Origin of the sequence: Campylobacter sp. CCS1377, assembly GCF_040008265.1 — a bacterium.
Taxonomy (GTDB): Bacteria; Campylobacterota; Campylobacteria; order Campylobacterales; family Campylobacteraceae; genus Campylobacter_D.
Window position 1 is genome coordinate 983,146 of the sequence record NZ_CP155620.1, and the last position, 23,476, is coordinate 1,006,621.

Here is a 23,476-nt window from a genome sequence, read left to right on the forward strand (position 1 = left end):
AAATGGCATTAACTTCAAGTGGCTTTACCGCACCTATGACTAAAAATGTAAAGCTTAGATCTAGTGTTTATGAAACGATTATTCAAGTAGGACCTGATGAGACGCCTATTCTTTCCAAGATTGGCACTTCGAGCGTAACTAACCCGCTTTTACATTCTTGGCTTACTGATACTTTGGCAAAACCAAAACAAAATAAAAACCTTGAAATCACAGGTTTAACTGAAGTAACTAAAAATACCGTGCAAAAAACTTCCAATGCAACGCAAATTTTTAAAACAGAAGCTATGGTGTCTGATTCATTACTTAAGGCTAGACAATACGGCGGTAATGAAATGGCTTATCAAATGGGTAAAAAAGCTAAAGAACATAAGCTTGATATCGAGTATGCTTTATTTGGTTTAGGAAGAGATAGCGACACTAAGGTTTCAGTCTTTAAAGAATATGTGCAAGCCAATGAAAGCGTTGAAGGTGAAATGGCTGGAATGTTTTACTATATCGCAAAAGATGCAAAAAGCTTTAGTGATGGAAGAAGGGGTAATATTTTAGCCTTTGATGAAAACGGTGACTGGACTGGTAATGCGACCGAACTCACAGAAGATAAGCTTAATCAAATTTTACAAAGCATTTGGGATAAGGGCGTAACAGCTAAAGATGTATTTGTAGGAGCTGATTTAAAAGCAGCAATTAATAGAATCGCTACAAGAATTCTAGGCAATGAAAAAAGAGTAACATCGCACATTACAAGCATTGAGACAGATTTTGGAGTGGTAAATTTTCATTTACATAGAATGCTAAGCAAAGAAAATAACTTGGCAGACTGCTTAATCGCTGGGGATTTTTCATTTATGAAACACGGACTTTATATCCCAACAAAAATATCAGAAGTGCCAACCGATAAAACAGCACTTGCAAAGAGAATTTTTACTCAAGGCACACTAGAAGTTAGAAATGCGGACGCCTTTGCTATCGCAGTGGGTTTAAGTTCTGTGGCGAGTAAAAAGATGGTTTCTATCAATGAAACACCAAAAGAAAATAAAACAAGTGGCAAATGAAAACTAAACTTGCAAAGGAAATCATCGCTAAAAAATTAAGCAAGGATTATAACTTGCCAAGCGATGATGTTTTAAAGGCTTATTTTATGGAAGGCTTTTATTATATTTGTGCTAAATGCGAACCGCAAATTTTAACCAAGACTTTAAGAGAAAATCACGAAGTCTTAAGAAGCCTAAAAAATGGTGCAATGATAATCGTGCCTGATGAGCCTGATTTTAACGATGAAAACGAACATTTGATGATAGATGAAGAGCTTAGCTTTGCACTCATTAATTATGTTTGTTTTTTAATCACAAAAAGCGAAGAAGCGAAATATTATAAACTTTGCAATGAAATCATTAACGATTTTATAGCCAATGATGGAAAGGATAAGGAATATGTCTTGTGAATTTCATAAAAAATTTATCAGAGCAAAAGGCTTTGAAGATTATAAGCAAAGCATTAGTAGTGCTGATTTTATCGCTTATCTTGATACACACAAATGGCTTTTAGCAATGGATGATTTGCTTTTATTTTCGCTTAATCGCATTAAAGATAGCGATTTTTATAATGGAGAGTGATAATGGGTGTATCTTTAGCAGAACTTAAAACAGGTAAAGAAAAATTAGAGCTGATTAATCAAATTTTATTAAGAATTGATACTATTGCAACCGCACTAGATAATACAAGACTTGATGAGATTGTAGGACTTAAGGAAAGTGTTGTAAGCTTACATGAACAAACTTTGGCTTTAAAAAATGAAGTTTTAGAGCTTGATACTAATATCAAACAACAAGCAAGCGATGTTAATACTAAATGGCAAAGCGTTAATGAGAATTTTACTAAAGTGCAAGATTTAGCTAAAAAAGTTGAAGAACAATTTAACTTTATACAAAATACTTATAATGATTTTAGTACCACAAAGGGCGATTTGCAAGCTTATAAGGACTTTATCGAACAAAATAAACCTTTGATTGATGGCTTAAAAGCAGATTTAGAAAAATACGAATTAATGAAAGTTGATTTAGATGCGATTAAAAACGAAGTAAGTCAAAACAAAGACAAGGTTAGCGAATTTTACGATTTAAATCTTAAAATAAAAACTGAAATTTTAGCCGAACTCGACCACGCTTTGCAAATTGTCAATGATTTACATATCGATGTAGATGAATTAAAAGAATTAAAAGGCGAACTTTTAGAGATAAAAGCCCAAACAGACGCCATTTGCGATGAAGCAGTTAAAGTAGTAAATACTGCGAGTGAAGATTTAAAAAATAAAATTAATACCATTTTCTTTGAAAATCAACGCCTTAATCAAGAAATGATAGAAGCTTTAAAACGCTTAGAAGAAATTGATTTAGATGTGAATGAAAAATACGAACTCATCTTAAAGGCTTATGAACTTTTAATGCAAACACAAAGTTTAATTGATAGCCTAAAAGCTAGCGTTGAAGAAGCTAAAAAATTTGCAAGTGATTTAGAAACTTATGCAGAAATGATTAAGGATTTTAGACAAGAAATTACAAATTTAAAAGCGGATTTAGACGCAAAGGTAAAGAGTATTAATGATGAAATTAAATTAAATAAAGATAAGGCTTTAGAAGAGATTAATACGCAAAAAGATTATCTACTCATTCGCTTTGAAGAGCTAAAAGCAAGGCTTGAAGTTTATAATCAAGATTTTAAAAACGCTTATGATAGGTTTGTAGAGAGAGCATTGATTGCTAATGAAGACTTAGGAAGATTAGCCGAAGTAGCTAAAAAAGAATTAGCCAACGATAAGCTTATTTATGAAACAGAGTTAAAAGCTTTAAGAGATGATGCTTTAAAGGCTATGCAAGATGTGGCAAATTCTATTACTGGAGAAAGTGATGGGATTTTGGCTGTTTTTGAAAGTAAAAAACAAGAATTTATAACTTTAGTTGATACTTCAAAGGTTTTAATTGATAATTTAAACAATGTTTTTAACGCAAATTATCAAGAAAAGAAAAATGAATTTGGCATTTTTGTTACTCAAAGTTTGCAAAGTTTAAATGCAAATAAAGATGATAATATCAAAGAGCTTAATGCTAAGAAAGAAGAGTATAAACAAGAATTAGAAACCAAAAAGAGCGAGTGTATAGCTGAAATTGATGCAAAGGCTGATGAGTATGATATAGCTAACATTAAGGCAGAAGTTGAGACTATAAAGAGTAAAAATGCTGAGCAAGAAGGCAAAATCACAGCTAATACTGAGTTAATTAATAACACAAAAACAGAGTTAAATTCTAAAATAGACACAAAGGTAAGTGAGCTTAATAATGCCATAACTACAAAGAACGAAGAAACAAAAACAGCCCTTAATGCCGAAATTGCTAAAAAGGTAAGTTTAAGTGGCGATGAGACTATAGCGGGAAATAAAACGCTAAGCAATAATTTAATCGTAAATGGCACAACGACTTTAAAGACAACAAATGTAGCATCTCTAACGGCGAGTGGAAATTTAGTTGCAAATGGCACAACAACGCTTAAAAATACTACAGTAGCTAATTTAACAGCAAGTGGGACAGTGACTTTAAATGGAGCTATTGCTTTAAATGGTGCAGTCACTTCAAAATCAGCCATTACGGCAAGTGCAAATCCTAGCAACGATAATCATTTGACAAGAAAATGGTATGTGGATTATGGCGGTGGAGTTAAGAGTTTAGGCAATCAGACTGCACCAAAAATTGACTTAAGGCAAGCACAACATTTTAATTTAACCATGACAGCTAAAGGGGCTATTGGCGTGGAAAATTGGGGAGGAGCTGGCAAAAGTGGAACAATCACTATAAATAATGCACAAAATATAACTTCCTTTAGCGCACCTTTTAAATTTAGAATAGCCCAAAGTGGTTTTAGTGGAACAGAAACTTTTGCTTATTTTTGTATAGCCTCTAATAATATTAAGCTTGTAAGGACATAAAAATGACTGCAATGCTTTTAAATGGGGCTAATTTTATGCCTAGTGGAGTAAGTGGAAGCGGTAAAATAACAACACTTTCAAATACTGAAACAGATTATGCACCTTTGGCGTCCTTCTTAGCCGAAATAAAAGTAAAAATTGATGGCGAAGGCTGGGTGCTTAAAAATGCTAATGCTCCAAAAGGAAACGCTAAATTAGAAATAGTTCAAGTGCCAAATGAAAAAGGCAACTGGGGTTATATACATATTGTGCCAAAGAAAAACTTTATCAAAAATTTCACACTTGAGCTTAGAAGTGTGGCTAAAAATGATAATTCTTTTGTAGGAGATATTAAAACCTACGGACCTTTTAATCAAATGAAATAAGGAGCAAGAATGTTTTACGATATAAAAAACCAAACTTTAAAATATGATGATATCTTTTTAAAAGATGTGAAAATTACTACAGAAGTTGGGGAAATCGATGCGCAAGATACTTATTTTTTAAGTAATTGCGATGATGAGCTTTTAAAAACTCTTGGTTTTGCAAAAGTCGTGCAAAATGAATTTAAAGATGAAGTTGATGAGTATCACGAAGTCGTGCAAAAAAATAGCTTTGATGAGGCTAGCAATACTTATACAATAAATTATGTTTTGCAAGAAAAAAGCCTTGATGAATGCAAAAATATCAAATATAAAGAAATTGACACTAAAAGAGATGAAGTGATTGAAGGTGGTGTAACTTATAAAGATAAAGTCTTTCAAAGTGCGGAAAAAGATAGGAACTTACTCACTTCAACGGTAAGTCTTTTTTCTATCACTAAAAGCTTACCTGAAGGCTTTGTGTGGATAGCCAAAGATAACACCGCAGTCCCTATGAATTTACAAGACTTAATCGCACTTGGTGCTTTAATGGCATCAAGTGTAAATGAAAACACAATTAAGGCTAGAAATTTAAAAGATGCAGTTTTAAAGGCAACAACTTTGGATGAAGTTAAGGGGATAGTATGGAACTAAAAAGAGTGATTGTAAAGCCTTTGGATAAGGATAGATTTGAACTCATGCAAGATTATGAATTTTCTTTGCCAAGCTTGAGTGCAAAAATTGAAAAAGGTTTTAAGAGTAATGGAGCAAATATCCCTAGACTTTTTTGGAGTATATATCCACCAAACAAGCCTGAGTATTTAAGTGCGGTTGTAATACATGACTTTCTATGTGAGAAAGCCAAAACAAGAGAAGGTTATAAATTAGCAGATTTAGCCTTAAAAGAAGCTATGCAAGCCTTAAATTGCAATGGCTTTAAGGTTTTTATATTTTATCACTCTTGCAATATTTATCACAGCATTAAATGTTTTTTGAAAGGAGTTTTTAAATGAGTTTAGAACAAGTTATCAACACACAAAATGCAAGCTTGGAAGAAATTATCATAAATTTAAATGCGTTAGTTGAGCTTTACAAGGCAGGTGGCATTAATGAAGAGAGCGTAAAAAGGATTTTAAGCGAAGAACTAGCAAAACTTAATCTTTTGCAATTTAGCGACATTTCAGATGAACAAAATCCAAACCGAAAAAGCTTACAACTTAAAAACCACGATAGTATAAGTGGCTTTTTAAAAGATGGACAAAGTGCGGTTAATATCGCAATGGTTAGCAAATGGGATAAGGTGGATTTTGGAAGCAGTAGCGTTGAAATGAATTTAAATTCAAAAGATGGTATTGTAAAAATAAATGATGATAAAATCATCGCTACAATGGCAAATTTAGATGAGTTAAAAGGCTTAATTAGCGATGAGAATTTAAATGCAAAAATCACAAGTTTAATCGAAGCAATGAAAGATGAGCTAAAGGGCGAAAAAGGAGATAAAGGCGAAACTGGACCAGCTGGACCTAAGGGGGATATAGGCGAAGTAGGACCTAAAGGGGATAAAGGCGATAAGGGTGATACTCCAAGCAAGGAAGAATTAAGCCCTATCATTAGCGAAGTTTTGCAAGGTATGGAGATTGATACAAGTATCACAAAAGAAAAATTAGAACCGCCTTTAAATGAAATTTTAAGTGATAATGAGAAACAAAAAAGCATTAAAAATGCCATTTTAGAAAATTGCGATTTAAGTAAGAGCTTAGAAGGTGCGATACAAATTCCAGAAGATAAAATTAACGAAGCCGTTGAAAAAACCGCTAAACCTATGATAGAACAAACTTTAAGTCAAGTTGCAAACATGCAAGGAAATGTGATGAGCGCTTTTATTAATGCGGTTGAAAATAAAACTCTACTTTGCAATATCACAAACACAGATGTCCCTGCATTATCAAAAGACGGATTAACAGGTTATAAGCAAGGCTTTGTTTGGGTTAATGAAAGCATTAGTCCGCAAAAAATTTGGGTAAGTGATGTAACATCTTGGAAAGAAGTTATATTGAGCGATATAAAAACCATAGATAAACTTGCAATAAAAGTTAGCAGAAATAAAGTAGCAGTAGCTTATAACGCTTGTGCTTTTGCAAATTTTGGTTTAATAAAACAAGATGGAACGGCTATCTTTGCAAAATCAAGCACAATAACAAATAAAGGTGATGGAAGCGAAACTTGTGTATTTGAAATTGAAGGCGTAGATTATACAGCAACTCTTACTTGCGATTTGGGTATTTATAGCGGTAATTATACTTTTAATATTGTTAATGGCAATAATGCTTCTTTACTTAGTAAGGCTTTAAGTGATGATGGACTTTATCATTATACTTTGACTTTTGATAAAGCTTTACCTAATAATATAAAAGGTTTTGGAGTAAGACCTTATGCTAATTCTGTTACAAGAGATTGGACACCTAAAATGATACTTGAAGCTTATAATAAAACCATCGAGCAACCTATATTTTCTTTAACAAAAACATATACAGAGAATACCCAAGTAGATAAACAACTTATCCATGCATTGAATTTTATAACTGGCGAAGATTTAAGTAAAAAAGTAAAATCATACAATGATTGGACGCAGGTAGAGTAAGTCTTCACCCTGCTATCAATGAAGACTTTATGACTTTAAGGACAAACTAAGCAGGGTTACTTTAAAATATTAATTGTTTTTAAAGATTAGTTTTTATTCTAGTTTTTAGCAACTAGAATAAGAACGACTAAAACTATCATAAAAACGATAATTTCTATCATTACAACCTCCTTTCAAACTCTATTAAATAAAGTCTTCAAGTAAGGCTATCCTTAAAGTGATAAAATCTTAACTAAAAAAACTTACAAATATTTTAATTTTAGACAAATTCCCTAGTTTTGTCCTTGTGTTTTTATTATAATCTTTCAAAAAAAACAAAGGTTTAAAATGAATTTAGTTTTAAAAAGAAGATACGCTAAAAAAACTTGCGTTTGTGGAAAACTTACTTTTGTAAAAGATGACAAAACCCTATTTTCGTGCTTTACTTGCGAAGAAGATGAAGAAGGGGTGCAAAGAGATAAGGACTTAAGAATTCCTGCTGGAATTTATGATATCGAACTTTATCCATCAGCTAAATTTGGTGAATGTATTTTACTTAGTAATGAAATCGTGCCAAAAGATAGAGGCATTTTAATCCACATAGGAAATACTGCTAAGAATACTCAAGGTTGTATCTTACTGGGTGAAAGTTTAGGCGATGATGGTGTGATAAATTCTAAAATAGCATTTAATCGTTTTATGACTTTTGTAAAAACTTTAGATTTAAAAAATACAAAATTAAAAATTGTTAATGAATTAGCTTAAAAGGAGTAAATATGGCTTGTAAATCCAAAAAGAAAAAATAATTAAAAAATTTAATTTTCATAGAAAGGAGTAAAAATGTTTGATTTATTACTAGCATTTATTTTAATTGCTATTGGTTTTGGTATTGGCTTTTTTGTTTATCACAATAATCAAAAAAAGGCTAATGATATCGGCGATAAAATCAAAGATGAAATTAAAAAGAAAGAATAAGAAAGGAGTAGCGAAGTTTAGTATAGGTTACCAAATAATCCCCTTTTTAAGGGGCAAGGTTAATAAACCTTGACTATAATTACACATAAGAGTATAATTATAACGATTATTTGGTGGTATGTAATTATAAAAATCACCCACTTTCATGGGTAAAATTTAGCCATAGGGGGTCAGACCTACGGCTAACCCTTAGAAAGTATTATACGCAAACTTCCTTAAATGCAAAATGCTTAAAAATTTTAACTTTTATATTTACGCAATACTAGCCATAACGCTTGGATTTTTATATCTAAGACTTGATAGCACAAAGGCAAGATTAGAAAAAAGTCAAAGTGATTTAAAATTAGCTATAAACACAAATGAGCAACTTACAAGGAATACTCGGCAGTTGGAGTTAAGGCACAAACAAGAGTTAGAAGCACTCACGCAAAACTACACTCAAAAAAACAAAATAAAAGAAAAGGTAGAAAATGTTAAAACAAGCATTGAAAATTCTAATGAAAACAATACCACTAAGCTTTTTAACGCTATGGTTAATCGGCTGTGGGACAACAACGCAAGTGGTAAATAACACTGAAATTAAAACGCTAAAAGTGCCAAATGAGCTTTTGATTTTAGAAAGATTGAAAAAACCAAATGCTAAAAATGAAATGGATATTTTAAAAGCTTATGCGGATTTGTTTTATCATTATGAAGCGTGCAAGGTGCAGATAAATAAAATTAAGGAGTTAAATAATGATTGAAGACTTAACCATGCAAAATTCATTAACTTTCGCAAAAGAAATTCAAAGCTTGGGCGTGGCTGGGATTAGCTTTTTAATGTTTTTAATAATGCTTTTCATCTCTTATAAGCTTTTTAAAAGCAAAATGCTTGAGTGTGCGAATGATAAAGAAAAAATACTTGAAGTGCTAAGAAAAATCGATGATGATATTGAAAAAATGAGAGATGATATAAGGGATTTAAAATGAGTGATTTAATGCTTTTAATTGATAAGGGCGGAGTTATAGCGGTTTTAACAATAGGCTTTTTAATGGCTTGTTTTATTGCTTATGAACTTTTTAAAAAATTTGATAAAACGCAAAGTATTTTAAATGAAAATAAAAACTTCATTAAAAAAGGTGTCGATACGCAAGAAAGGATGCTAAATGAATTAAAAGTCAATAATCAAATTTCAAAAGCCCAACTTGAAAGTAGCAATAAAATTATAGAACTGCACTCAAAGTTAATCGGCGATAAGCTTGATAATATTAATCATAATATTAACGAGCTTAAATTTGAAATCAAGCGTTATGAAAATAGCGAATTGATTGAAATTATGAGAAAAAAGGAGAATTAAAAATGGCAACAAATTATAATGAAAGACTAAAAGCTTTTGAGAGTATTTATCCAAGTATTTTAAAGATGAGTTTAGGCGAAAATAGCCCTTTAGCAGAGCTTAAAACTATGCTTGAAGATTTTAGTAAAAATGATGTGATAAAAGGTGAAGATAAATTTAAAACTCTAGCTCAAACAATGATGACTTTAAGTCAAAGCGTTATTGCGCAAAGTCAAAACACGGCTTTAAATATGATTTTGCAAGGCGATGAAAACGAACTTAACGCTGAAAAAATCAAACTCATACAAGCACAAATTGAAACTGAAAAGAAAAAACCACAATTAATAGCAAGGCAAACCGCACAAATTGATGATAATTTAAGAATAGAAACAGCTAAAATCGCACAAGGATATTGCTTTGGTTTAAGTGCTGGTGGGCTTGAAATCCCAAAAGAAATTGAAGAATGGGTAAAAGAAAAAATAGAAAATGTTGATAAAAAATGATTGATGCAAAATACCGCACACCTAAATACTTTTTAAAACCGACTTATCCACAAAATGCAGGAGAAATTGGCTATGTAGAATGCTATCAAAGTTGGCTAGTCTATGGAACTCTTTTTGTCAATAAATATGTAGAACTTTTGCATCGCCAACTCGTGCGTAAGGGCAGAGCAAGAAAAATGAGTGCTAATCATCCTTTGTATAAAAACGCTTATGCGATAAGTTATTACGATATCAAAAGTCCTTCAGTTAGACCTTATGATTATCATTCTTACTCAGATCTTGGCTTAAATCAATTCTTTGTAGGGCAAAGCCCTTATGAATGGTATAAAGGCGACCCAAGTGATGATAATGGAATATATCACGATACGAGCCAGATTGTTAGAAAAAAACAAGCTGGAAATGATGGATTTGATACGCCCATCGTTGCTTTAAGAAAATTTAGCGGTGGTAATAATTTGATATTAAATCAAGATTATGCACTAAAATATGCAAATGAAATTCCGCAGGCTTATTTTTTAAGAGATGAAACTGTGTTAAGTTTAATCGGCATAGAACCAATTTATAATGGCAAAGTGGTTATGACTGATATTTTTAAATTTGACCCAATGGGAAATGGCGGACAAGATATGGTAACGGCTTATAGCTGCAAAATGTATATCTTAGATAGGGCAAAAATAGAAAATGGCGAGTTTATTATCAAAGATTTAATCTTGCCTGATAAGGATAAATTCCAACCTATCCCCTACCCACCTTTTAGACCACAGTATTATGATATCAATAACTATGTCAATGAATTAAAAAGGCTAAACCCTGATATACTCATTATTCCTAATGTGATACACTCTAAGGTGATGACAGATAACGACCCAGTAACTTATGGCTTAAAAAGCGTGTATTTTAAAAGTGTATATGATAGCGTTGTAAATCAATCTAAAAAAGGCGATATTTTTCACCCTTTTTACTATGATGCTAAAAAATGTCAAGTATTTTGCACAGAGCCTGTTATTTTTGGTGGTTTAACAGTTAAAGATGGATTTTTTGGTGGAGTGCAAGGAAGTTTAGGGTTTATCCCTCTTTATCTAAATTCTACAAATAGTCCAATAGGTAGAAAAGATAGATGGTTTATACTTTGGGATACTTATTATGATTTATATGTGGAAGAAGATAAAGAATGGTATGATTTTTTCATCGGTGCGATAATGGTTGTCGTTGTCGTAGCGGTGGCTATTTGGACGGGTTATGCAACAGCGGGGGCTTTAGGGAATTTAATCGGCGGAGCAGTAGGAACTATCTTATCAAATTTATCCATAGTTTTAGGTTATGTTAGCGGAATTTCAAGCGGTTTGTCTATGCTTGGAGTGGGTGGAGAATTTATGCAAGGTTTGGCTAAAATTTCTAGTATAGCCTTAAGCGTTTTAAGCATAGTGACTATGGGACTTCAAATTAAACAAAATATACAAACAGCTATTGCAAATCAAACGCCGATAATGGATGAATTATGGGTAGGATTTGGCGAAACCATTACGACAGAAACAGGAGAAGAGATAAGTAAATTTGGTTTAAATCATATGTTTTCACAAACCTTAAATCTTGCTAGTGATGTGATGAATTTAGTCAATCATAAAGCCCCTTTAGAAATAAATGAAAGCCCAGCCGAAGATGATGTGTTTTTTGGTAAAGAAAAGCAAGAGCAAGAAGTGCTTTTTAAAAGCGATGTTTTAGGGCAAGATTGGTATAATTTTGAAACTTTTGATATTTTAAACGAAACAAAGATAAAAAAAGAGCAACTTTTGTTTGTGTTTTAGTATTGACCTTACTATTGACTTTAGGCAAAATAAAATTTTTAAAATACTAAAATATAGTTATTTTAAAGGCATTATTCAAATCTCGCTAACCGCACCATACAATACTACTATATCTCATAAATCTTTAATCGTTGTATCTAAAATAAAGACTGTTTAAAAACCGCTAATCAAAATAAATTCAACCAAATTTTAGTCTTTTTAAGAAAAAACTCATAAAAATTAAAACTTATTTTAATATGATAACTAAAAAATCCCAATCGTCTTTTATACTAAATTGATATATAGTTAAAAAGCTATACTTTATCTAGAGATAAAGAGAAGAAGGTTTGGTTTTTAAATTCAATTTAATAAAATGATATATAAGATTTTGATAATACTTTTACTTCTCCTTGATGAATTTATCCAGATGAGTAAAATTAAAAATTAATCAAGGCTTTAAAATTTTTTCTAATTTAAAGAACAAATATAAATTAAATAAATTATCTTATATAATAAAACAATTCATCTGTATTAGGAGTAAAATTTGCAAATTCCTATTTATTCTAAATTAAAAGCAAAACTAGAAAGTAAGGGAATAGATAGTATATCAAGCGGACAAATTGCTTGGTTTGTGTGTAGTGTAATTTTTACCTATTTATTATTTTTATTAATTGTAATTATAAATACTAGAACAATATCTTTTGAAAACCTTAAATTTTTTACTTTTGAAGGTTTTTTCAAATCTCTTGCTTTTATTTTTGCAAATCATTTTTTTTATTTATTTTTATGTGCATTGTTTGTATAATAAATTTTTTAATATAAAAAATTTAATTCCAATAACACTAAATTGGATAATAAGCTATTGTTATTTTGTTCTTGAAATTAATATTTATTTTATTTTGATTTTATGTATAACCATTTGTGTTGTATTTTATTTTTTACAAAAAAGATTATTATATACTTTTTTATTTTATTTTGTTTATATGGTATTAACTTATACTTTGTTTTATCTTGGTGGAGGATTTTATAAATGAAATATTATGTAACAATTTATATTGATCCGCTGGTAGAATGCTTTTTAGATTGCGAAAATAAAAATTTTATTAATGCGGAAGATTTTACTCACGCCTTTTTAGGACTTACCAAAGATAAAAGTCCTGATGAACTTGATAAAATAGATGAAGAATTAAGACAAGAATATCTTAAAAACAAAGAATGGGATAAAATAGAACAAAAATGGTATGGCGCTAAAGAGCTTAATGAGTTCAACGATAGTTTTTGGGGTTTTGGAACTAAAATGAATTCTGTTAATGTTGCAAACAATAAGATGTTAAAAAATAATCAATATACAGCAAGGGAATATCTATGAATAATAAATTTAATTTTGTTAAATTCATATTGGATTGTTTTATATGTTTTGGAATCGTGATAATCTCTCCATTTGTATATTCTGTTTTAATAAAAAGTGATGAACTTAGGTGGCTTTTAGCTCCGATGCAGTGGTTTTTACCTTTAGTTCAATGGGTTTTATTCCCATTGCAGTGGTTTTTTAATATTGATATTTATACTATTAACAATATATCAGAATTTATCGTTGGCTTTTGTTCGTTAAGTATTATTATAATATTTATAATTAATATTTTTTATAAAATACATAGGGTAAGCTTGAGCTTGAGTCTAGTATTTATGATATGTTATGTTGCGTTTGCATATTATTTTTTTAGTCACTTATAAGGAAATTTTATGAAGTATTTTGTAACAATTTATATTCACCCTATGGATTGGAATATTCCCCATGCCTTTTTAGGACTTACCAAAGATAAAAGTCCTGATGAGTTAGATAAAATAGATGAAGAATCAAAACAAAAATTTCTTAAAAACAAAGAATTTAGATTAATCAAAAATATTAAGCAAATCAGTTATAATAAAACAATTCATCTGTATTAGGAGTAAATTTGCAAATTCCTATTTATTCTAAATTAAAAGCAAAGCTAGAAAATAAAGGAATAGACAATATATCAAGTGGGCAAATTGCTTGGTTCGTGTGTAGTTTGATTCTTGCTTTGATAGGCTGTGTTTTTGTATTTTTTAAAACTATATATGAAAATGATGAAAATTTATTTTTAGCAATCTCGAATTTAAGTATGTTAAAAGTCTTTGTTCTTATCATATACTTTTGCATTCCTTTTAATCTATTATATATTTATAATGCTATTCCTTTGGTTTTGTCTGCGGTGTTTATATCTTTGATAATTTATTTTTCTAGCTTAAGCTTATTTGTTATTAGTTTGTGTGGCATAGGAGTGCTTTTCTTAATATCCATTTTTAAAAGAAAGCTTATGTTTAGCGTTTTATTATTTGTTATGGGTTATGTCTGCTCATCGTTTTTGCTTCAAGCGATTGCATTGTTCGGGGGATTTTCTAAATGAGATATTACGCAACAATTTATATCCACCCTATGGATTGGAATATTCCCCACGCCTTTTTAGGGCTTACCAAAGATAAAAGTCCTGATGAGTTAGATAAAATAGATTTTCAATGGTATAAACAAATTTATCCTAGTATATTAGATAATGATTTTAAAGATGAGGGATTTTTTGGCTTTGCTCCTGTTGAATCTACTCCTAGCCATTGGGGTAAAGTGTATGAAAATAATCAACATATACCAAAATGGGATAATAATTTTCAGCAATACACTTATACAGATGAACGCCCACCTTCTACTTTTTGGCAACAAAATCGCTGTGTGCTTGAAATTTCACAAGAGCAGTATGAAACACTTCTAGATTTTATTAAAAAAGATGTAGAGAAGACAATAAAAAGGACGTCCAGTTTAAAACAAAATGATAGTTATTTAAAAAATATTGAAACCCTAAAAGAAAACTTATACTACAATTCTACACCAATTAATATAAACACTAGTGGAGAAAAAATACTTCCTCCTATCCATAATTGCGTTACTTGGGTTATTCAAAAACTTTCTGATATAGAAATAGAGCTTGTAAATATTGATGAATGGAATCCAGATTTTCCTATGGTAGATGATTTAAAGGAAAATTTTGATTTGATTAAATCTCTTCACTCTATCTTTTTGAAATTTCAAAACATTGATGATAATTTACAAAGCGTAAAAGGTGCAAAAGCTTTTAAAAATTGGGCTAGAATGCTTATAAATAATTCATTAATGCAAGAAATTTATCTTGATGAATATAAAAAACAATACAATAGTGAAAATCTTAGTCCAGAACAAGAAGAAGTTTTATATGCTTTATGGAATATTACAAGGGTTTATAAAATTTTAGACATTCTTTTAAGTCGTTTAATTACAAAATCGGGCACTAAAAATCTAAAGGGCACTTTTGAATTAATTTATTTTGATAGAAAAGATAAACAAATCAAACTTTTAAAAGCAGATAATGATTATGAAGCTATCATTATACAAGATTTGGATTTAAGTAAAAAATATAATAATTTTAGCGTGAGTAAATTTTATCCTTTTATCTTTATACCCAAAGATGAAATGCTCTCAAGAACGCTTTATCATAAGTATGATTATGGTAATATCTCACAAGAATATCAAAAAGATAGAAATGAATTTTATTTTAATGTTTTAGCAGGAGAAAAAAGTGATAAATATTGGAGTTCTAGCTATCATAAAATGACTAAAAGTTTAAGGAAAGTCTATGTCTCTTGAAAAAATAAAAGAAACGATTTTTGCTTATGATAAAGAAGTGATTGATTGTGAAGTCTTAAGGACTAAAAATATTGATGTAATTCATTCTAAAATTTATTTTCAAGGTATACTCCTTACAGGCTCCACTGAACTCCCTAATAATCCTTTTTACTTTGGAGAATTAGATAAAGATAATATTATAAAACAAGATATACCCAGCTATTATTTTTCTCCTAAAGATGAAAGCAGTGGTTTAGGAAGACTTAGTATCTTTTATAAAAATAATGAACTTTGCTTGCTTAATTATTCTATATTGGAAAAATCTTTAAATATCAAATTAGAATGCTTAAGCAAGCAAAGCTTAGAATACAAAGATTTAATTTCAAACACTCTAAAAGAACAAAAAACCATACAAATAAATAAAAAACAAAGCATAGCTAAACTTCACGCCCTTTTAGAAAATCAAAACCTAGAATGTATCCATGGAGGTAAAGTCATACTTAAATCAAGCAAAGGAAAAACTTTTAAAGATGGTGGTGTGCCTATTATGCTAGAAAGTGATTTATTAAACTCTAGTATAACAGGTTGTCCTCACACTATAGCTAATGTAAGTGTTCCTTGCACTAAAGTTGTTAATGTTAAAGGTTCTTTATCTCAAAAGAAAGTAAATAGAGAATACGCTATATTACAAGAACTCATCTCAGCTTGTATTACAGACAAAGGCTTTCCTTTGAAAGTAAGCTTTGTACCTACTAAGTTTAAATTTGATCATAGTTTTGATCCTAAGGAGGGCTTAGGAAGTGAGGGTAAAGAAAGTGGTTTAAATTTAGAAATTCCACATTTAAATATCATCACTCCTTATAGAAATTTAAAAGAATTTTATTTTAGCACTAATACTTACGAAAATGCTAAAGATGATTTTGTGATATATAAAAGTAATGAGGAAATAAAAATAACATTCTCTCCTATTAAAAAAGGACAAGATTATGAAAATTTAGAATCAAATATCTATTTAAAAGAATTGATTGAGAATTTGCAAAAAGATTACAGTGCTGATTTATTTAGTTTTAGAATTTTTACCCTTAAAATAGCTTATTGTGTTTTTGAATATATTTTTATTATTCCAAAAACCATACCTAATTTTGTATTAAAGCACTTAAAACAAAACAGACAAAAAGAGGATATATCATTTGGATATGGAGAATTTTTTAATCTGGAGAAAAATTATGCAAGATTAAGTGATGAAAGAATTGATATTCAAGGCAAAGTTTTTCTAGCTCCTAGTGGTATGGAAAAAATGAAATTAAAAATCAAATAAGGAAAACAATGACCGAAAAAACAGATTGTAGTATTTGTAGCTCTGTTGCAAAAAACACCATTAAAGCTAATGTTGAAGAGAAATTTTTTTCAAATTTTGATGAATTAAATTTCAATCCCAACTACCAAGATTTTGAAGCACAGCTAAGTAGTTTAACATTAAAAGAAAACCTAGAGCGTAATTTTAAAAATGAAAATATCAAAATTATAGATATAAAAGAAATACCCAATATTAATCTAGAGCAATTAAGTATAGATTTAGTAGAAATTTTTAACCAATATAAGCAAGTCGAAGAAGAAGCTGATATAACAGCCATACGACAAAAAGTCGGAGAAAAAATCAACGCAATTTCCACCACACTTGAAACTTTTCAAAATTTATCTCAAGAACTATTTCAAAATGAAAAATTAGACAAAACTTATCTTTATACACCTAATACTTCATATTTATTTAAAAAAGGTAGAAAAGAATTAGATGAACTTTTAAAAAAGATTGAAAAAACACAAACAAAAGCTAATGCTTTAATGACGAATGAAAGCAATGCCCATATTTTAACCCTAGCCTCTCTTAGCTTATATTATTCACATAGTCTTGTAATTACGAATTTGGCAAAACATTTTATTAAAAAACAAGCCTTGCTTTTTGTGCTAAGATTATTTTTTATTGCCAATCCTATTTTGGCTTTAATTTTAATACTAGACTTAGTTTGTGAAATAATAACATATTTCGTTCTTGAGCAAAGTAAAAGCAAATTAAAAGTTCAAATTTACAAATTATTTTGCATAATAGATGAAATTTTGCAAAGTGTATCTAAGCAAAATAGTCCTTTGGCGGCTATTGTTAATTTTGATGCAAAATACTATGGTAATAAAATTTCATTTAAGCTAGGAGATACAATATTTCAAAAATACCTTACAACTCCAAATTCTAACACCACAGATAAAGCTTTAATGTATAGTTTTACAATAAATGCAAAACAAACACAAGACAATATTGCCTTACAAAATCAACGCTTAAATCCTTCGGTTGAATTTGCATTTTCAGAATTTCCACTATTTTCCAAAGATACAAAAATAAAAAATAGCGATATTATAAATTCATCTGCTTTTGATCATTTAAAAAATATCACTACGCAATTTAGCAATTTTTTATTCATACAAACTCCTTATTTTACTTCAACCCTTACTTTGGATTTTCTACTTCAAAGCCTAGCAAATGATAAAGTCATACTTTGCGTAAGCAATATCGTAGAGAGTCAAAATATCCATTTTCAAATTCAAAACCACATCAGAGATACTTTAATCGAAAAAAGTAATTCAGAAGCTAGAAAAACAATATTATTTTTAAATTTAATTCAAAATATAGACAAAAAAATCTTTTTTAAAAATTTTAAAATCCAAATAGAGCAAAATTTTAAAGCCTTGGAAGACAAATATAATGCTTGGCTTTCTTCATCACCCTATCAAGCTATAAGAAAAAAACTTGATGCTTTAGAAAAAGTATTTTATAAAAATGATCTTATGAAAATTGCTAATTATAGTTATGATTTAAATAAAAGTGTTTTTGAGCAAGAAGAATATTTTGATCAAGAGGATATGAAAGAACATATCATTAAAATCATACAAGCTTTTTTGGATTTTGATTTTATGCTTTGTAATTTTTTAGATTTTAAGTTAGCAAAAAAAGATGATAATTCAATCGATGAAGATGATTTAGAAGATTTAAGAAATAGACTCCGAGAGAAACTTAATGAAGCAAAACTTAGCCCAAATATTTATTGTGTTGCGCATATTTTTAACAATGCCTTATTTGCACTAAATCCTAATAAAGAATTAAAATATTTTAAAGCCTTTTTTGAAAATTCACTTAAAGATGGAAACTTTCCTGATTACAAAAACTCTATAATTAAATATTTAAATAAAACAGAATTGCGAGAAGCTGCTGAATTTGTTTTACCTTTACAAGAATCATCCCTATGGCTTAATTTTTTCAGCTATGAGCACCAAAATGATCTTTGTATTTTTTTAATATATTTATTTGATTTAGATCTCAAAGGAGCTTTTATAAAGATATTAAAAGATCTTTATCCTTTTAAAGAAATAGCAGAGCAAATGAAAGACATTAAGGGTGATAGAGAAAAATTAAGATCTATCATTGAAAACACTTTTAAAGACCGAATAAATAATCAGATTACAGAGATGATGGTTTCTAAAATCAATGATTCAACGCCTTTTCGTTTAAAAACTTTATACAGCCCATTTAAAGATTCCTTAAAAGAACTTCATAAAAATATTTCAAATTCTCTTAATGATAATAAATATTTATATTCAAAACAATTGACACAAGAGCTTGAAACACGAACTTCAAAGCAAACAATTCCCTCTAATTCCCATGAGGATAGATTGGAGTTTTATAAAAAACTATTACAATATGAACATCTTACAATTGATAAAGTTTGCTCTCCATATATCCCATCTTTGAATATGGATAAAATGAAAGGTATTGGTGCTAAGATACATAAACTTGGTCCAGAAATTGTGGCTTTTTTGATTCAAAATTATATAGAAACTAAATTACCAAGCCTAAAAGAAGAAGAGCTAGAAAGAGCCATTACTCTTTTTGCCTTAGGAATGCGTCAAAAAAGAGATATAACCTATGCAAAATGGTGTAAAAATAATTTCTTTTTACCTAAAAATCTTAGTAAAAGCTTCATCATCGCAGACTTTAAACATTCTCTTTTAATGGATAATGCCTTGAATTCTCTTTATTGCACTTATAATCCAAGCATAGCAGCTTATGCCAAAAACGATGATTTGGCTCAAAGACAATTTAAAGAATGCATAAAACAAAACTCCATAATCCACTCTTCGGGTAAATATTACGATGAGAACTATTTTACATTTTATCAAGATAGTGAAGCAACGCATTGTTATAGCGAAGCTTATTATAAAATTTATGCTTATATTGATTTAATTAAAGATGAAGAATATAATTTCAGTGCTTTAAACAATAGCACTCTTATGAAACAAAAAATGCAAGATGAAAAAATCAAAGATTTTTATCCCAATAAAGATTTTGCGATATCTTTAAAAAAAATAGCAGAATATAATTATAATTTTTACAAAGGAGATACAAAATTGGAGAAGAAAGAAGGAAAAGAAGGATTAGGAAGAAGTGAATTTAAAGAACGCCTGCTTAATAATTTTATTTATAATGAGGATTTTATCCCTACGGATATTGATATTTAAGGAGCAAAAATGAAAGGTGTGATATTTAAACGAAAGGAACTGGACTTTTGGAAAAAATTTGATACAGAAGTAATGAGTTTTGTTCTTCCATCAAATAAAAGCAAATTAGATTTTCTAAGAGACACTATCCATCAAACCATCACTTCTTACAAACAAGCTTCTAGCAATGGTATAGTATGGAGCAAAGAAGAAAAAGAACTTTTTGAAAGTCTTTCTTTAAACGAACAAAGAAAAATGATAGTCAAAAAATCAGAATTAAAATCTGTATTATTTCCTTATGTTAATGTAGATTATACTCCTTATACTTATTCTACAAGAAGTAAAGAAAGTGGAAAAGAAAGCTTTGAAAAAGCAAAAGCATTATTAAATAAAAATAAAGATAAAGTTTTTAGTGAGCTTGATAAAACAACAAGTGAAAATATACTGCATTTTTTTAGAATTGCTTATAAAAGTGGAAATTTAGAAGCGGGAGTAAATTTAGCTAAACTTTTATTTAAAAAAGCAAAATCAAGTGATTATGAGGGAGTATTTGATGATATTAGAGAAAGTGTAAAAATCACTAAAGATTTATTAAATCATAATATCCCAGAAAATGCTTATCATTATTATGCACTTTATAAATGGAGTGATGATACAAGTCGTTTTTATCATAAAGAACTTACAAGTTTTAATTTAGGTTTAATCAGAGAAGAAGCAAAGGATTGTTATAACTATGCACTAGAATGTGTGGTATGGGAAGCTATTGATGAGGAGGCGCAAAGAGACTCTATTGAGCGAACCCTCAGAGCCGCTGAACTTTACTTGGCGGCTGCTATTAAATATCAAAGTCCTATTGCCTTTTTAAAAGCAGCACAAAATTACGCTCCTTCGGGTTTATCAAGCGAGGGTTTAGGTTATGCTTTAATCCCTTATAATGCTTGTTTAAGATGTTCTATTGCCCTAGGAAGCAAAGAAGCTTTAGAAACTTTGATTTCTAATTATAAAAACGGCTTAAGAATGATGAGAAAAAATCCTTTACAAGCACAACTTCTAAAAACTCATGGGGAACAAAGAAAGCTTATTAATGGACTAGATCCTTTCTTTGATGAGAAATTTAAACCTGAATATATTATTGATTGTGGCTATTTGTTTTCATTGGAATATGGTGGAACCATAGTTTATCCAGGCATTTCAAGACTTGTCGCACAAGGAAGAATTAAAGATCCAAGAGATAGTGATGCTACAAAAGAGAGTATTAAAGAATATTATTTAACAGTATGGGAGATGTTGGTTTCGGCTACAGGCTATTATACCTTTCCAGATATGCCAGTGAGTTACGATAGATTTATAGCCAATAAAATCTACTCCAAACTCATTTATGGTTATCCTTCCGCAAGACCTTATGTCTTTCCTAAAGAAATACTTGATTTACCCATAGACTTTAGTAAAGGACTAGAAGGCTATGGAATAGATCCAGAAGAGGAAAATGATAGTGAATAGAAGTGAATTTAAAGAACGCCTGCTTAATAATTTTATTTATAATGAGGATTTTATCCCTACGGATATTGATATTTAAGGAGAAAAAATGAAAGGTGTGATTTTTAAAAAAAAGGAACTAGACTTTTGGAAAAAATTTGATGAAAAACATGCAAAAGATGCTTTAAATTTTACAAAAGCTAAATTAGGTCAAGAAATTTGGCTAGACACTATCCATCAAACCATCACTTCTTACAAACAAGCTTCTAGCAATGGTATAGTATGGAGCAAAGAAGAAAAAGAACTTTTTGAAAGTCTTTCTTTAAACGAACAAAGAAAAATGATAGTCAAAAAATCAGAATTAAAATCTGTATTATTTCCTTATGTTAATGTAGATTATACTCCTTATACTTATTCTACAAGAAGTAAAGAAAGTGGAAAAGAAAGCTTTGAAAAAGCAAAAGCATTATTAAATAAAAATAAAGATAAAGTTTTTAGTGAGCTTGATAAAACAACAAGTGAAAATATACTGCATTTTTTTAGAATTGCTTATAAAAGTGGAAATTTAGAAGCGGGAGTAAATTTAGCTAAACTTTTATTTAAAAAAGCAAAATCAAGTGATTATGAGGGAGTATTTGATGATATTAGAGAAAGTGTAAAAATCACTAAAGATTTATTAAATCATAATATCCCAGAAAATGCTTATCATTATTATGCACTTTATAAATGGAGTGATGATACAAGTCGTTTTTATCATAAAGAACTTACAAGTTTTAATTTAGGTTTAATCAGAGAAGAAGCAAAGGATTGTTATAACTATGCACTAGAATGTGTGGTGTGGGAAGCCATTGATGAAGAGGCGCAAAGAAATGATAGAGATCTTTTTGGGGCCGAGCTTTATTTAGCGGCTGCTATTAAATATCAAAGTCCTATTGCCTTTTTAAAAGCAGCACAATTTTATGCTCCTTCAGGCTTAACTAGAGAAGTATTAAATTATGCTTTAATCCCTTATAATGCTTGTTTAAGATGTTCTATTGCCCTAGGAAGCAAAGAAGCTTTAGAAACTTTGATTTCTAATTATAAAAATGGCTTAAGAATGATGAGAAAAAATCCTTTACAAGCACAACTTCTAAAAACTCATGGGGAACAAAGAAAGCTTATTAATGGACTAGATCCTTTCTTTGATGAGAAATTTAAACCCGAGTATATTATTGATTATGGTTCTTTTCTTACTTCTTTGGGTTATGGTGGAACCATAGTTTATCCAGGCATTTCAAGACTTATAGCTCAAGGAAGAATTAAAGATCCAAGAGATAGTGATGCTACAAAAGAGAGTATTAAAGAATATTATTTAATAGTATGGGAGATGATTGTTTCTTTGGCTGAAATGTATAATTTTATACCAATGGAAAAAAATGTTTTTCATTATATAAGTATCCAAATCTACTCCAAACTTATCTATGGTTATCCTTCCGCAAGACCTTATGTCTTTCCTAAAGAAATACTGGATTTAAAAATAGATTTTAGTAAAGGACTAGAAGGCTATGGAATAGATCCAGAAGAGGAAAATGATAGTGAAAGCACAGGAGAGTAAAATGCAAAGTATTAATTTAGATAGAAGAAAAGCTTTAAAGAATTTAAATCAAATAACACTTTTAGGCTTTGGTAGTTTTATACTTCTAAAACAAAATTTTATGAATTTGTCTTTAGAAAATGAAGTTTTTCATAATGATATAAAGCTAAGTTCTTTAGAAGACTTAAAAGCTTATATTAACTTAAATGTTAATTTAAATCGAATTTGCAAAGAAGCTTTTATTTATAAAGACTATGAAATATTAAAAGAATATTTTTTAAATTCTAGTCTTTATTATAATAAAAAACTATCCTTTAAAGAATTAAAACTTGAAAATAAAAGTTTATTCATCAAAGCTCCTAAAAGTTTTATAAAAGCCTTAGAAAACCTTATAAAGTATGATAATAATTCTAAAACCTTAACAAGCTTTGTGTATCAAAAAGAATTTATTCCTACTAGACTTGATGTGTGATTGTTTCTTTAAACAGACTAGCTACAACTATAATCATAGAAGATGGTTTATATATAGGATAAATTAAAGAAAGGATAAAAGACGAGTGATGCTTATAAGATTTATACACCAGATGGTGGCATTTTGAATGTGAAAAAACAAATAAAATTTTATTAAGTGATGGGGGGGGGGAGCTAAGATTTTAAAATTTAGCGATGAAAGAGGCATTAAAGATTGATTTGC

Annotated in this window: 25 protein-coding genes; all 25 read left to right on the forward strand. The window is 29.5% G+C overall.

Features of this window, described 5'->3' with window-relative positions; all coding sequences use genetic code 11:
- The first annotated feature begins 2 nt into the window (after nucleotides 1-2).
- The 25 genes from AAH949_RS05080 (at nucleotide 3) to AAH949_RS05200 (ending at nucleotide 23,254) form a co-directional block, all read left to right on the forward strand.
- A complete protein-coding gene (locus AAH949_RS05080; RefSeq protein ID WP_348518110.1) occupies nucleotides 3-1,052 on the forward strand; it encodes a DUF5309 family protein in 1,050 nt (349 codons plus the stop codon).
- The gene (locus AAH949_RS05085; RefSeq protein ID WP_348518111.1) at nucleotides 1,049-1,441 is read left to right on the forward strand and encodes a hypothetical protein; all 393 of its coding nucleotides are present in this window, start codon (nucleotides 1,049-1,051) and stop codon (nucleotides 1,439-1,441) included. Before AAH949_RS05080 ends, AAH949_RS05085 begins: the two co-directional genes overlap by 4 nt.
- Complete coding sequence (locus AAH949_RS05090) at nucleotides 1,431-1,613, forward strand: hypothetical protein (protein ID WP_348518112.1); 183 nt, start codon at nucleotides 1,431-1,433, stop codon at nucleotides 1,611-1,613. Before AAH949_RS05085 ends, AAH949_RS05090 begins: the two co-directional genes overlap by 11 nt.
- A gap of 2 nt (nucleotides 1,614-1,615) precedes the next feature.
- Complete coding sequence (locus AAH949_RS05095; RefSeq protein ID WP_348518113.1) at nucleotides 1,616-3,976, forward strand: hypothetical protein; 2,361 nt, start codon at nucleotides 1,616-1,618, stop codon at nucleotides 3,974-3,976.
- 2 nt (nucleotides 3,977-3,978) lie between these two features.
- Nucleotides 3,979-4,341, forward strand: a complete 363-nt coding sequence (locus AAH949_RS05100) for a hypothetical protein (protein WP_348518114.1) — start codon at nucleotides 3,979-3,981, stop codon at nucleotides 4,339-4,341.
- 9 nt (nucleotides 4,342-4,350) lie between these two features.
- Complete coding sequence (locus AAH949_RS05105; protein WP_348518115.1) at nucleotides 4,351-4,971, forward strand: DUF4376 domain-containing protein; 621 nt, start codon at nucleotides 4,351-4,353, stop codon at nucleotides 4,969-4,971.
- Nucleotides 4,962-5,330, forward strand: coding sequence for a DUF1353 domain-containing protein (locus AAH949_RS05110; RefSeq protein ID WP_348518116.1), 369 nt, complete (start codon nucleotides 4,962-4,964; stop codon nucleotides 5,328-5,330). The genes AAH949_RS05105 and AAH949_RS05110 overlap by 10 nt, the downstream gene beginning before the upstream one ends.
- Nucleotides 5,327-6,958: a hypothetical protein gene (locus AAH949_RS05115; protein ID WP_348518117.1), complete on the forward strand. Its 1,632-nt coding sequence runs from the start codon at nucleotides 5,327-5,329 to the stop codon at nucleotides 6,956-6,958. The genes AAH949_RS05110 and AAH949_RS05115 overlap by 4 nt, the downstream gene beginning before the upstream one ends.
- 327 nt (nucleotides 6,959-7,285) lie before the next feature.
- On the forward strand, nucleotides 7,286-7,702 hold the full coding sequence (locus tag AAH949_RS05120; protein ID WP_348518118.1) for a DUF5675 family protein: 417 nt from the start codon (nucleotides 7,286-7,288) through the stop codon (nucleotides 7,700-7,702).
- Between the two features lie 75 nt (nucleotides 7,703-7,777).
- Nucleotides 7,778-7,912 carry a hypothetical protein gene (locus AAH949_RS05125; RefSeq protein WP_348518119.1) on the forward strand — a complete coding sequence of 45 codons (135 nt, stop codon included), beginning with the start codon at nucleotides 7,778-7,780 and terminating at the stop codon, nucleotides 7,910-7,912.
- Nucleotides 7,913-8,138: 226 nt separating this feature from the next.
- The gene (locus AAH949_RS05130) at nucleotides 8,139-8,483 is read left to right on the forward strand and encodes a hypothetical protein (RefSeq protein ID WP_348518120.1); all 345 of its coding nucleotides are present in this window, start codon (nucleotides 8,139-8,141) and stop codon (nucleotides 8,481-8,483) included.
- Entirely contained in the window at nucleotides 8,473-8,655 is a 183-nt protein-coding gene (locus AAH949_RS05135; RefSeq protein ID WP_348518121.1) for a hypothetical protein, read from the forward strand. Before AAH949_RS05130 ends, AAH949_RS05135 begins: the two co-directional genes overlap by 11 nt.
- The gene (locus AAH949_RS05140; protein ID WP_348518122.1) at nucleotides 8,648-8,881 is read left to right on the forward strand and encodes a hypothetical protein; all 234 of its coding nucleotides are present in this window, start codon (nucleotides 8,648-8,650) and stop codon (nucleotides 8,879-8,881) included. The genes AAH949_RS05135 and AAH949_RS05140 overlap by 8 nt, the downstream gene beginning before the upstream one ends.
- A complete protein-coding gene (locus tag AAH949_RS05145) occupies nucleotides 8,878-9,249 on the forward strand; it encodes a hypothetical protein (protein WP_348518123.1) in 372 nt (123 codons plus the stop codon). Before AAH949_RS05140 ends, AAH949_RS05145 begins: the two co-directional genes overlap by 4 nt.
- A gap of 2 nt (nucleotides 9,250-9,251) precedes the next feature.
- Nucleotides 9,252-9,731 carry a hypothetical protein gene (locus AAH949_RS05150; protein WP_348518124.1) on the forward strand — a complete coding sequence of 160 codons (480 nt, stop codon included), beginning with the start codon at nucleotides 9,252-9,254 and terminating at the stop codon, nucleotides 9,729-9,731.
- Nucleotides 9,728-11,536, forward strand: coding sequence for a hypothetical protein (locus tag AAH949_RS05155; protein WP_348518125.1), 1,809 nt, complete (start codon nucleotides 9,728-9,730; stop codon nucleotides 11,534-11,536). Before AAH949_RS05150 ends, AAH949_RS05155 begins: the two co-directional genes overlap by 4 nt.
- 1,009 nt (nucleotides 11,537-12,545) lie before the next feature.
- Nucleotides 12,546-12,884 (forward strand): hypothetical protein, encoded by a 339-nt coding sequence (locus AAH949_RS05160; protein ID WP_208335072.1) that lies wholly within the window; start codon nucleotides 12,546-12,548, stop codon nucleotides 12,882-12,884.
- A 374-nt stretch (nucleotides 12,885-13,258) separates the two neighbouring features.
- Complete coding sequence (locus AAH949_RS05165) at nucleotides 13,259-13,462, forward strand: hypothetical protein (RefSeq protein WP_348518126.1); 204 nt, start codon at nucleotides 13,259-13,261, stop codon at nucleotides 13,460-13,462.
- Between the two features lie 8 nt (nucleotides 13,463-13,470).
- A complete protein-coding gene (locus tag AAH949_RS05170; protein ID WP_134238695.1) occupies nucleotides 13,471-13,944 on the forward strand; it encodes a hypothetical protein in 474 nt (157 codons plus the stop codon).
- Nucleotides 13,941-15,209 (forward strand): hypothetical protein, encoded by a 1,269-nt coding sequence (locus AAH949_RS05175; protein WP_348518127.1) that lies wholly within the window; start codon nucleotides 13,941-13,943, stop codon nucleotides 15,207-15,209. The genes AAH949_RS05170 and AAH949_RS05175 overlap by 4 nt, the downstream gene beginning before the upstream one ends.
- On the forward strand, nucleotides 15,199-16,506 hold the full coding sequence (locus AAH949_RS05180) for a hypothetical protein (protein WP_348518128.1): 1,308 nt from the start codon (nucleotides 15,199-15,201) through the stop codon (nucleotides 16,504-16,506). Before AAH949_RS05175 ends, AAH949_RS05180 begins: the two co-directional genes overlap by 11 nt.
- 8 nt (nucleotides 16,507-16,514) lie before the next feature.
- Nucleotides 16,515-19,754: a hypothetical protein gene (locus AAH949_RS05185; protein ID WP_348518129.1), complete on the forward strand. Its 3,240-nt coding sequence runs from the start codon at nucleotides 16,515-16,517 to the stop codon at nucleotides 19,752-19,754.
- A 9-nt stretch (nucleotides 19,755-19,763) separates the two neighbouring features.
- Nucleotides 19,764-21,233 carry a hypothetical protein gene (locus AAH949_RS05190; protein WP_348518130.1) on the forward strand — a complete coding sequence of 490 codons (1,470 nt, stop codon included), beginning with the start codon at nucleotides 19,764-19,766 and terminating at the stop codon, nucleotides 21,231-21,233.
- A gap of 85 nt (nucleotides 21,234-21,318) precedes the next feature.
- A complete protein-coding gene (locus AAH949_RS05195) occupies nucleotides 21,319-22,803 on the forward strand; it encodes a hypothetical protein (RefSeq protein ID WP_348518131.1) in 1,485 nt (494 codons plus the stop codon).
- Between the two features lies 1 nt (nucleotide 22,804).
- Nucleotides 22,805-23,254, forward strand: a complete 450-nt coding sequence (locus AAH949_RS05200; RefSeq protein WP_348518132.1) for a hypothetical protein — start codon at nucleotides 22,805-22,807, stop codon at nucleotides 23,252-23,254.
- The last annotated feature ends 222 nt before the right edge of the window (nucleotides 23,255-23,476 follow it).

Coding starts and splice junctions, on each gene's coding strand:
- AAH949_RS05190 (WP_348518130.1), top strand. CDS start 19,764: ATGAAAGGTGTGATATTTAAACGAAAGGAACTGGACTTTTGGAAAAAA.
- AAH949_RS05095 (WP_348518113.1), top strand. CDS start 1,616: ATGGGTGTATCTTTAGCAGAACTTAAAACAGGTAAAGAAAAATTAGAG.
- AAH949_RS05160 (WP_208335072.1), top strand. CDS start 12,546: ATGAAATATTATGTAACAATTTATATTGATCCGCTGGTAGAATGCTTT.
- AAH949_RS05085 (WP_348518111.1), top strand. CDS start 1,049: ATGAAAACTAAACTTGCAAAGGAAATCATCGCTAAAAAATTAAGCAAG.
- AAH949_RS05150 (WP_348518124.1), top strand. CDS start 9,252: ATGGCAACAAATTATAATGAAAGACTAAAAGCTTTTGAGAGTATTTAT.
- AAH949_RS05130 (WP_348518120.1), top strand. CDS start 8,139: ATGCTTAAAAATTTTAACTTTTATATTTACGCAATACTAGCCATAACG.
- AAH949_RS05195 (WP_348518131.1), top strand. CDS start 21,319: ATGAAAGGTGTGATTTTTAAAAAAAAGGAACTAGACTTTTGGAAAAAA.
- AAH949_RS05115 (WP_348518117.1), top strand. CDS start 5,327: ATGAGTTTAGAACAAGTTATCAACACACAAAATGCAAGCTTGGAAGAA.
- AAH949_RS05125 (WP_348518119.1), top strand. CDS start 7,778: ATGTTTGATTTATTACTAGCATTTATTTTAATTGCTATTGGTTTTGGT.
- AAH949_RS05175 (WP_348518127.1), top strand. CDS start 13,941: ATGAGATATTACGCAACAATTTATATCCACCCTATGGATTGGAATATT.
- AAH949_RS05100 (WP_348518114.1), top strand. CDS start 3,979: ATGACTGCAATGCTTTTAAATGGGGCTAATTTTATGCCTAGTGGAGTA.
- AAH949_RS05180 (WP_348518128.1), top strand. CDS start 15,199: ATGTCTCTTGAAAAAATAAAAGAAACGATTTTTGCTTATGATAAAGAA.
- AAH949_RS05080 (WP_348518110.1), top strand. CDS start 3: ATGGCATTAACTTCAAGTGGCTTTACCGCACCTATGACTAAAAATGTA.
- AAH949_RS05140 (WP_348518122.1), top strand. CDS start 8,648: ATGATTGAAGACTTAACCATGCAAAATTCATTAACTTTCGCAAAAGAA.
- AAH949_RS05110 (WP_348518116.1), top strand. CDS start 4,962: ATGGAACTAAAAAGAGTGATTGTAAAGCCTTTGGATAAGGATAGATTT.
- AAH949_RS05200 (WP_348518132.1), top strand. CDS start 22,805: ATGCAAAGTATTAATTTAGATAGAAGAAAAGCTTTAAAGAATTTAAAT.
- AAH949_RS05090 (WP_348518112.1), top strand. CDS start 1,431: ATGTCTTGTGAATTTCATAAAAAATTTATCAGAGCAAAAGGCTTTGAA.
- AAH949_RS05145 (WP_348518123.1), top strand. CDS start 8,878: ATGAGTGATTTAATGCTTTTAATTGATAAGGGCGGAGTTATAGCGGTT.
- AAH949_RS05120 (WP_348518118.1), top strand. CDS start 7,286: ATGAATTTAGTTTTAAAAAGAAGATACGCTAAAAAAACTTGCGTTTGT.
- AAH949_RS05105 (WP_348518115.1), top strand. CDS start 4,351: ATGTTTTACGATATAAAAAACCAAACTTTAAAATATGATGATATCTTT.
- AAH949_RS05155 (WP_348518125.1), top strand. CDS start 9,728: ATGATTGATGCAAAATACCGCACACCTAAATACTTTTTAAAACCGACT.
- AAH949_RS05165 (WP_348518126.1), top strand. CDS start 13,259: ATGAAGTATTTTGTAACAATTTATATTCACCCTATGGATTGGAATATT.
- AAH949_RS05185 (WP_348518129.1), top strand. CDS start 16,515: ATGACCGAAAAAACAGATTGTAGTATTTGTAGCTCTGTTGCAAAAAAC.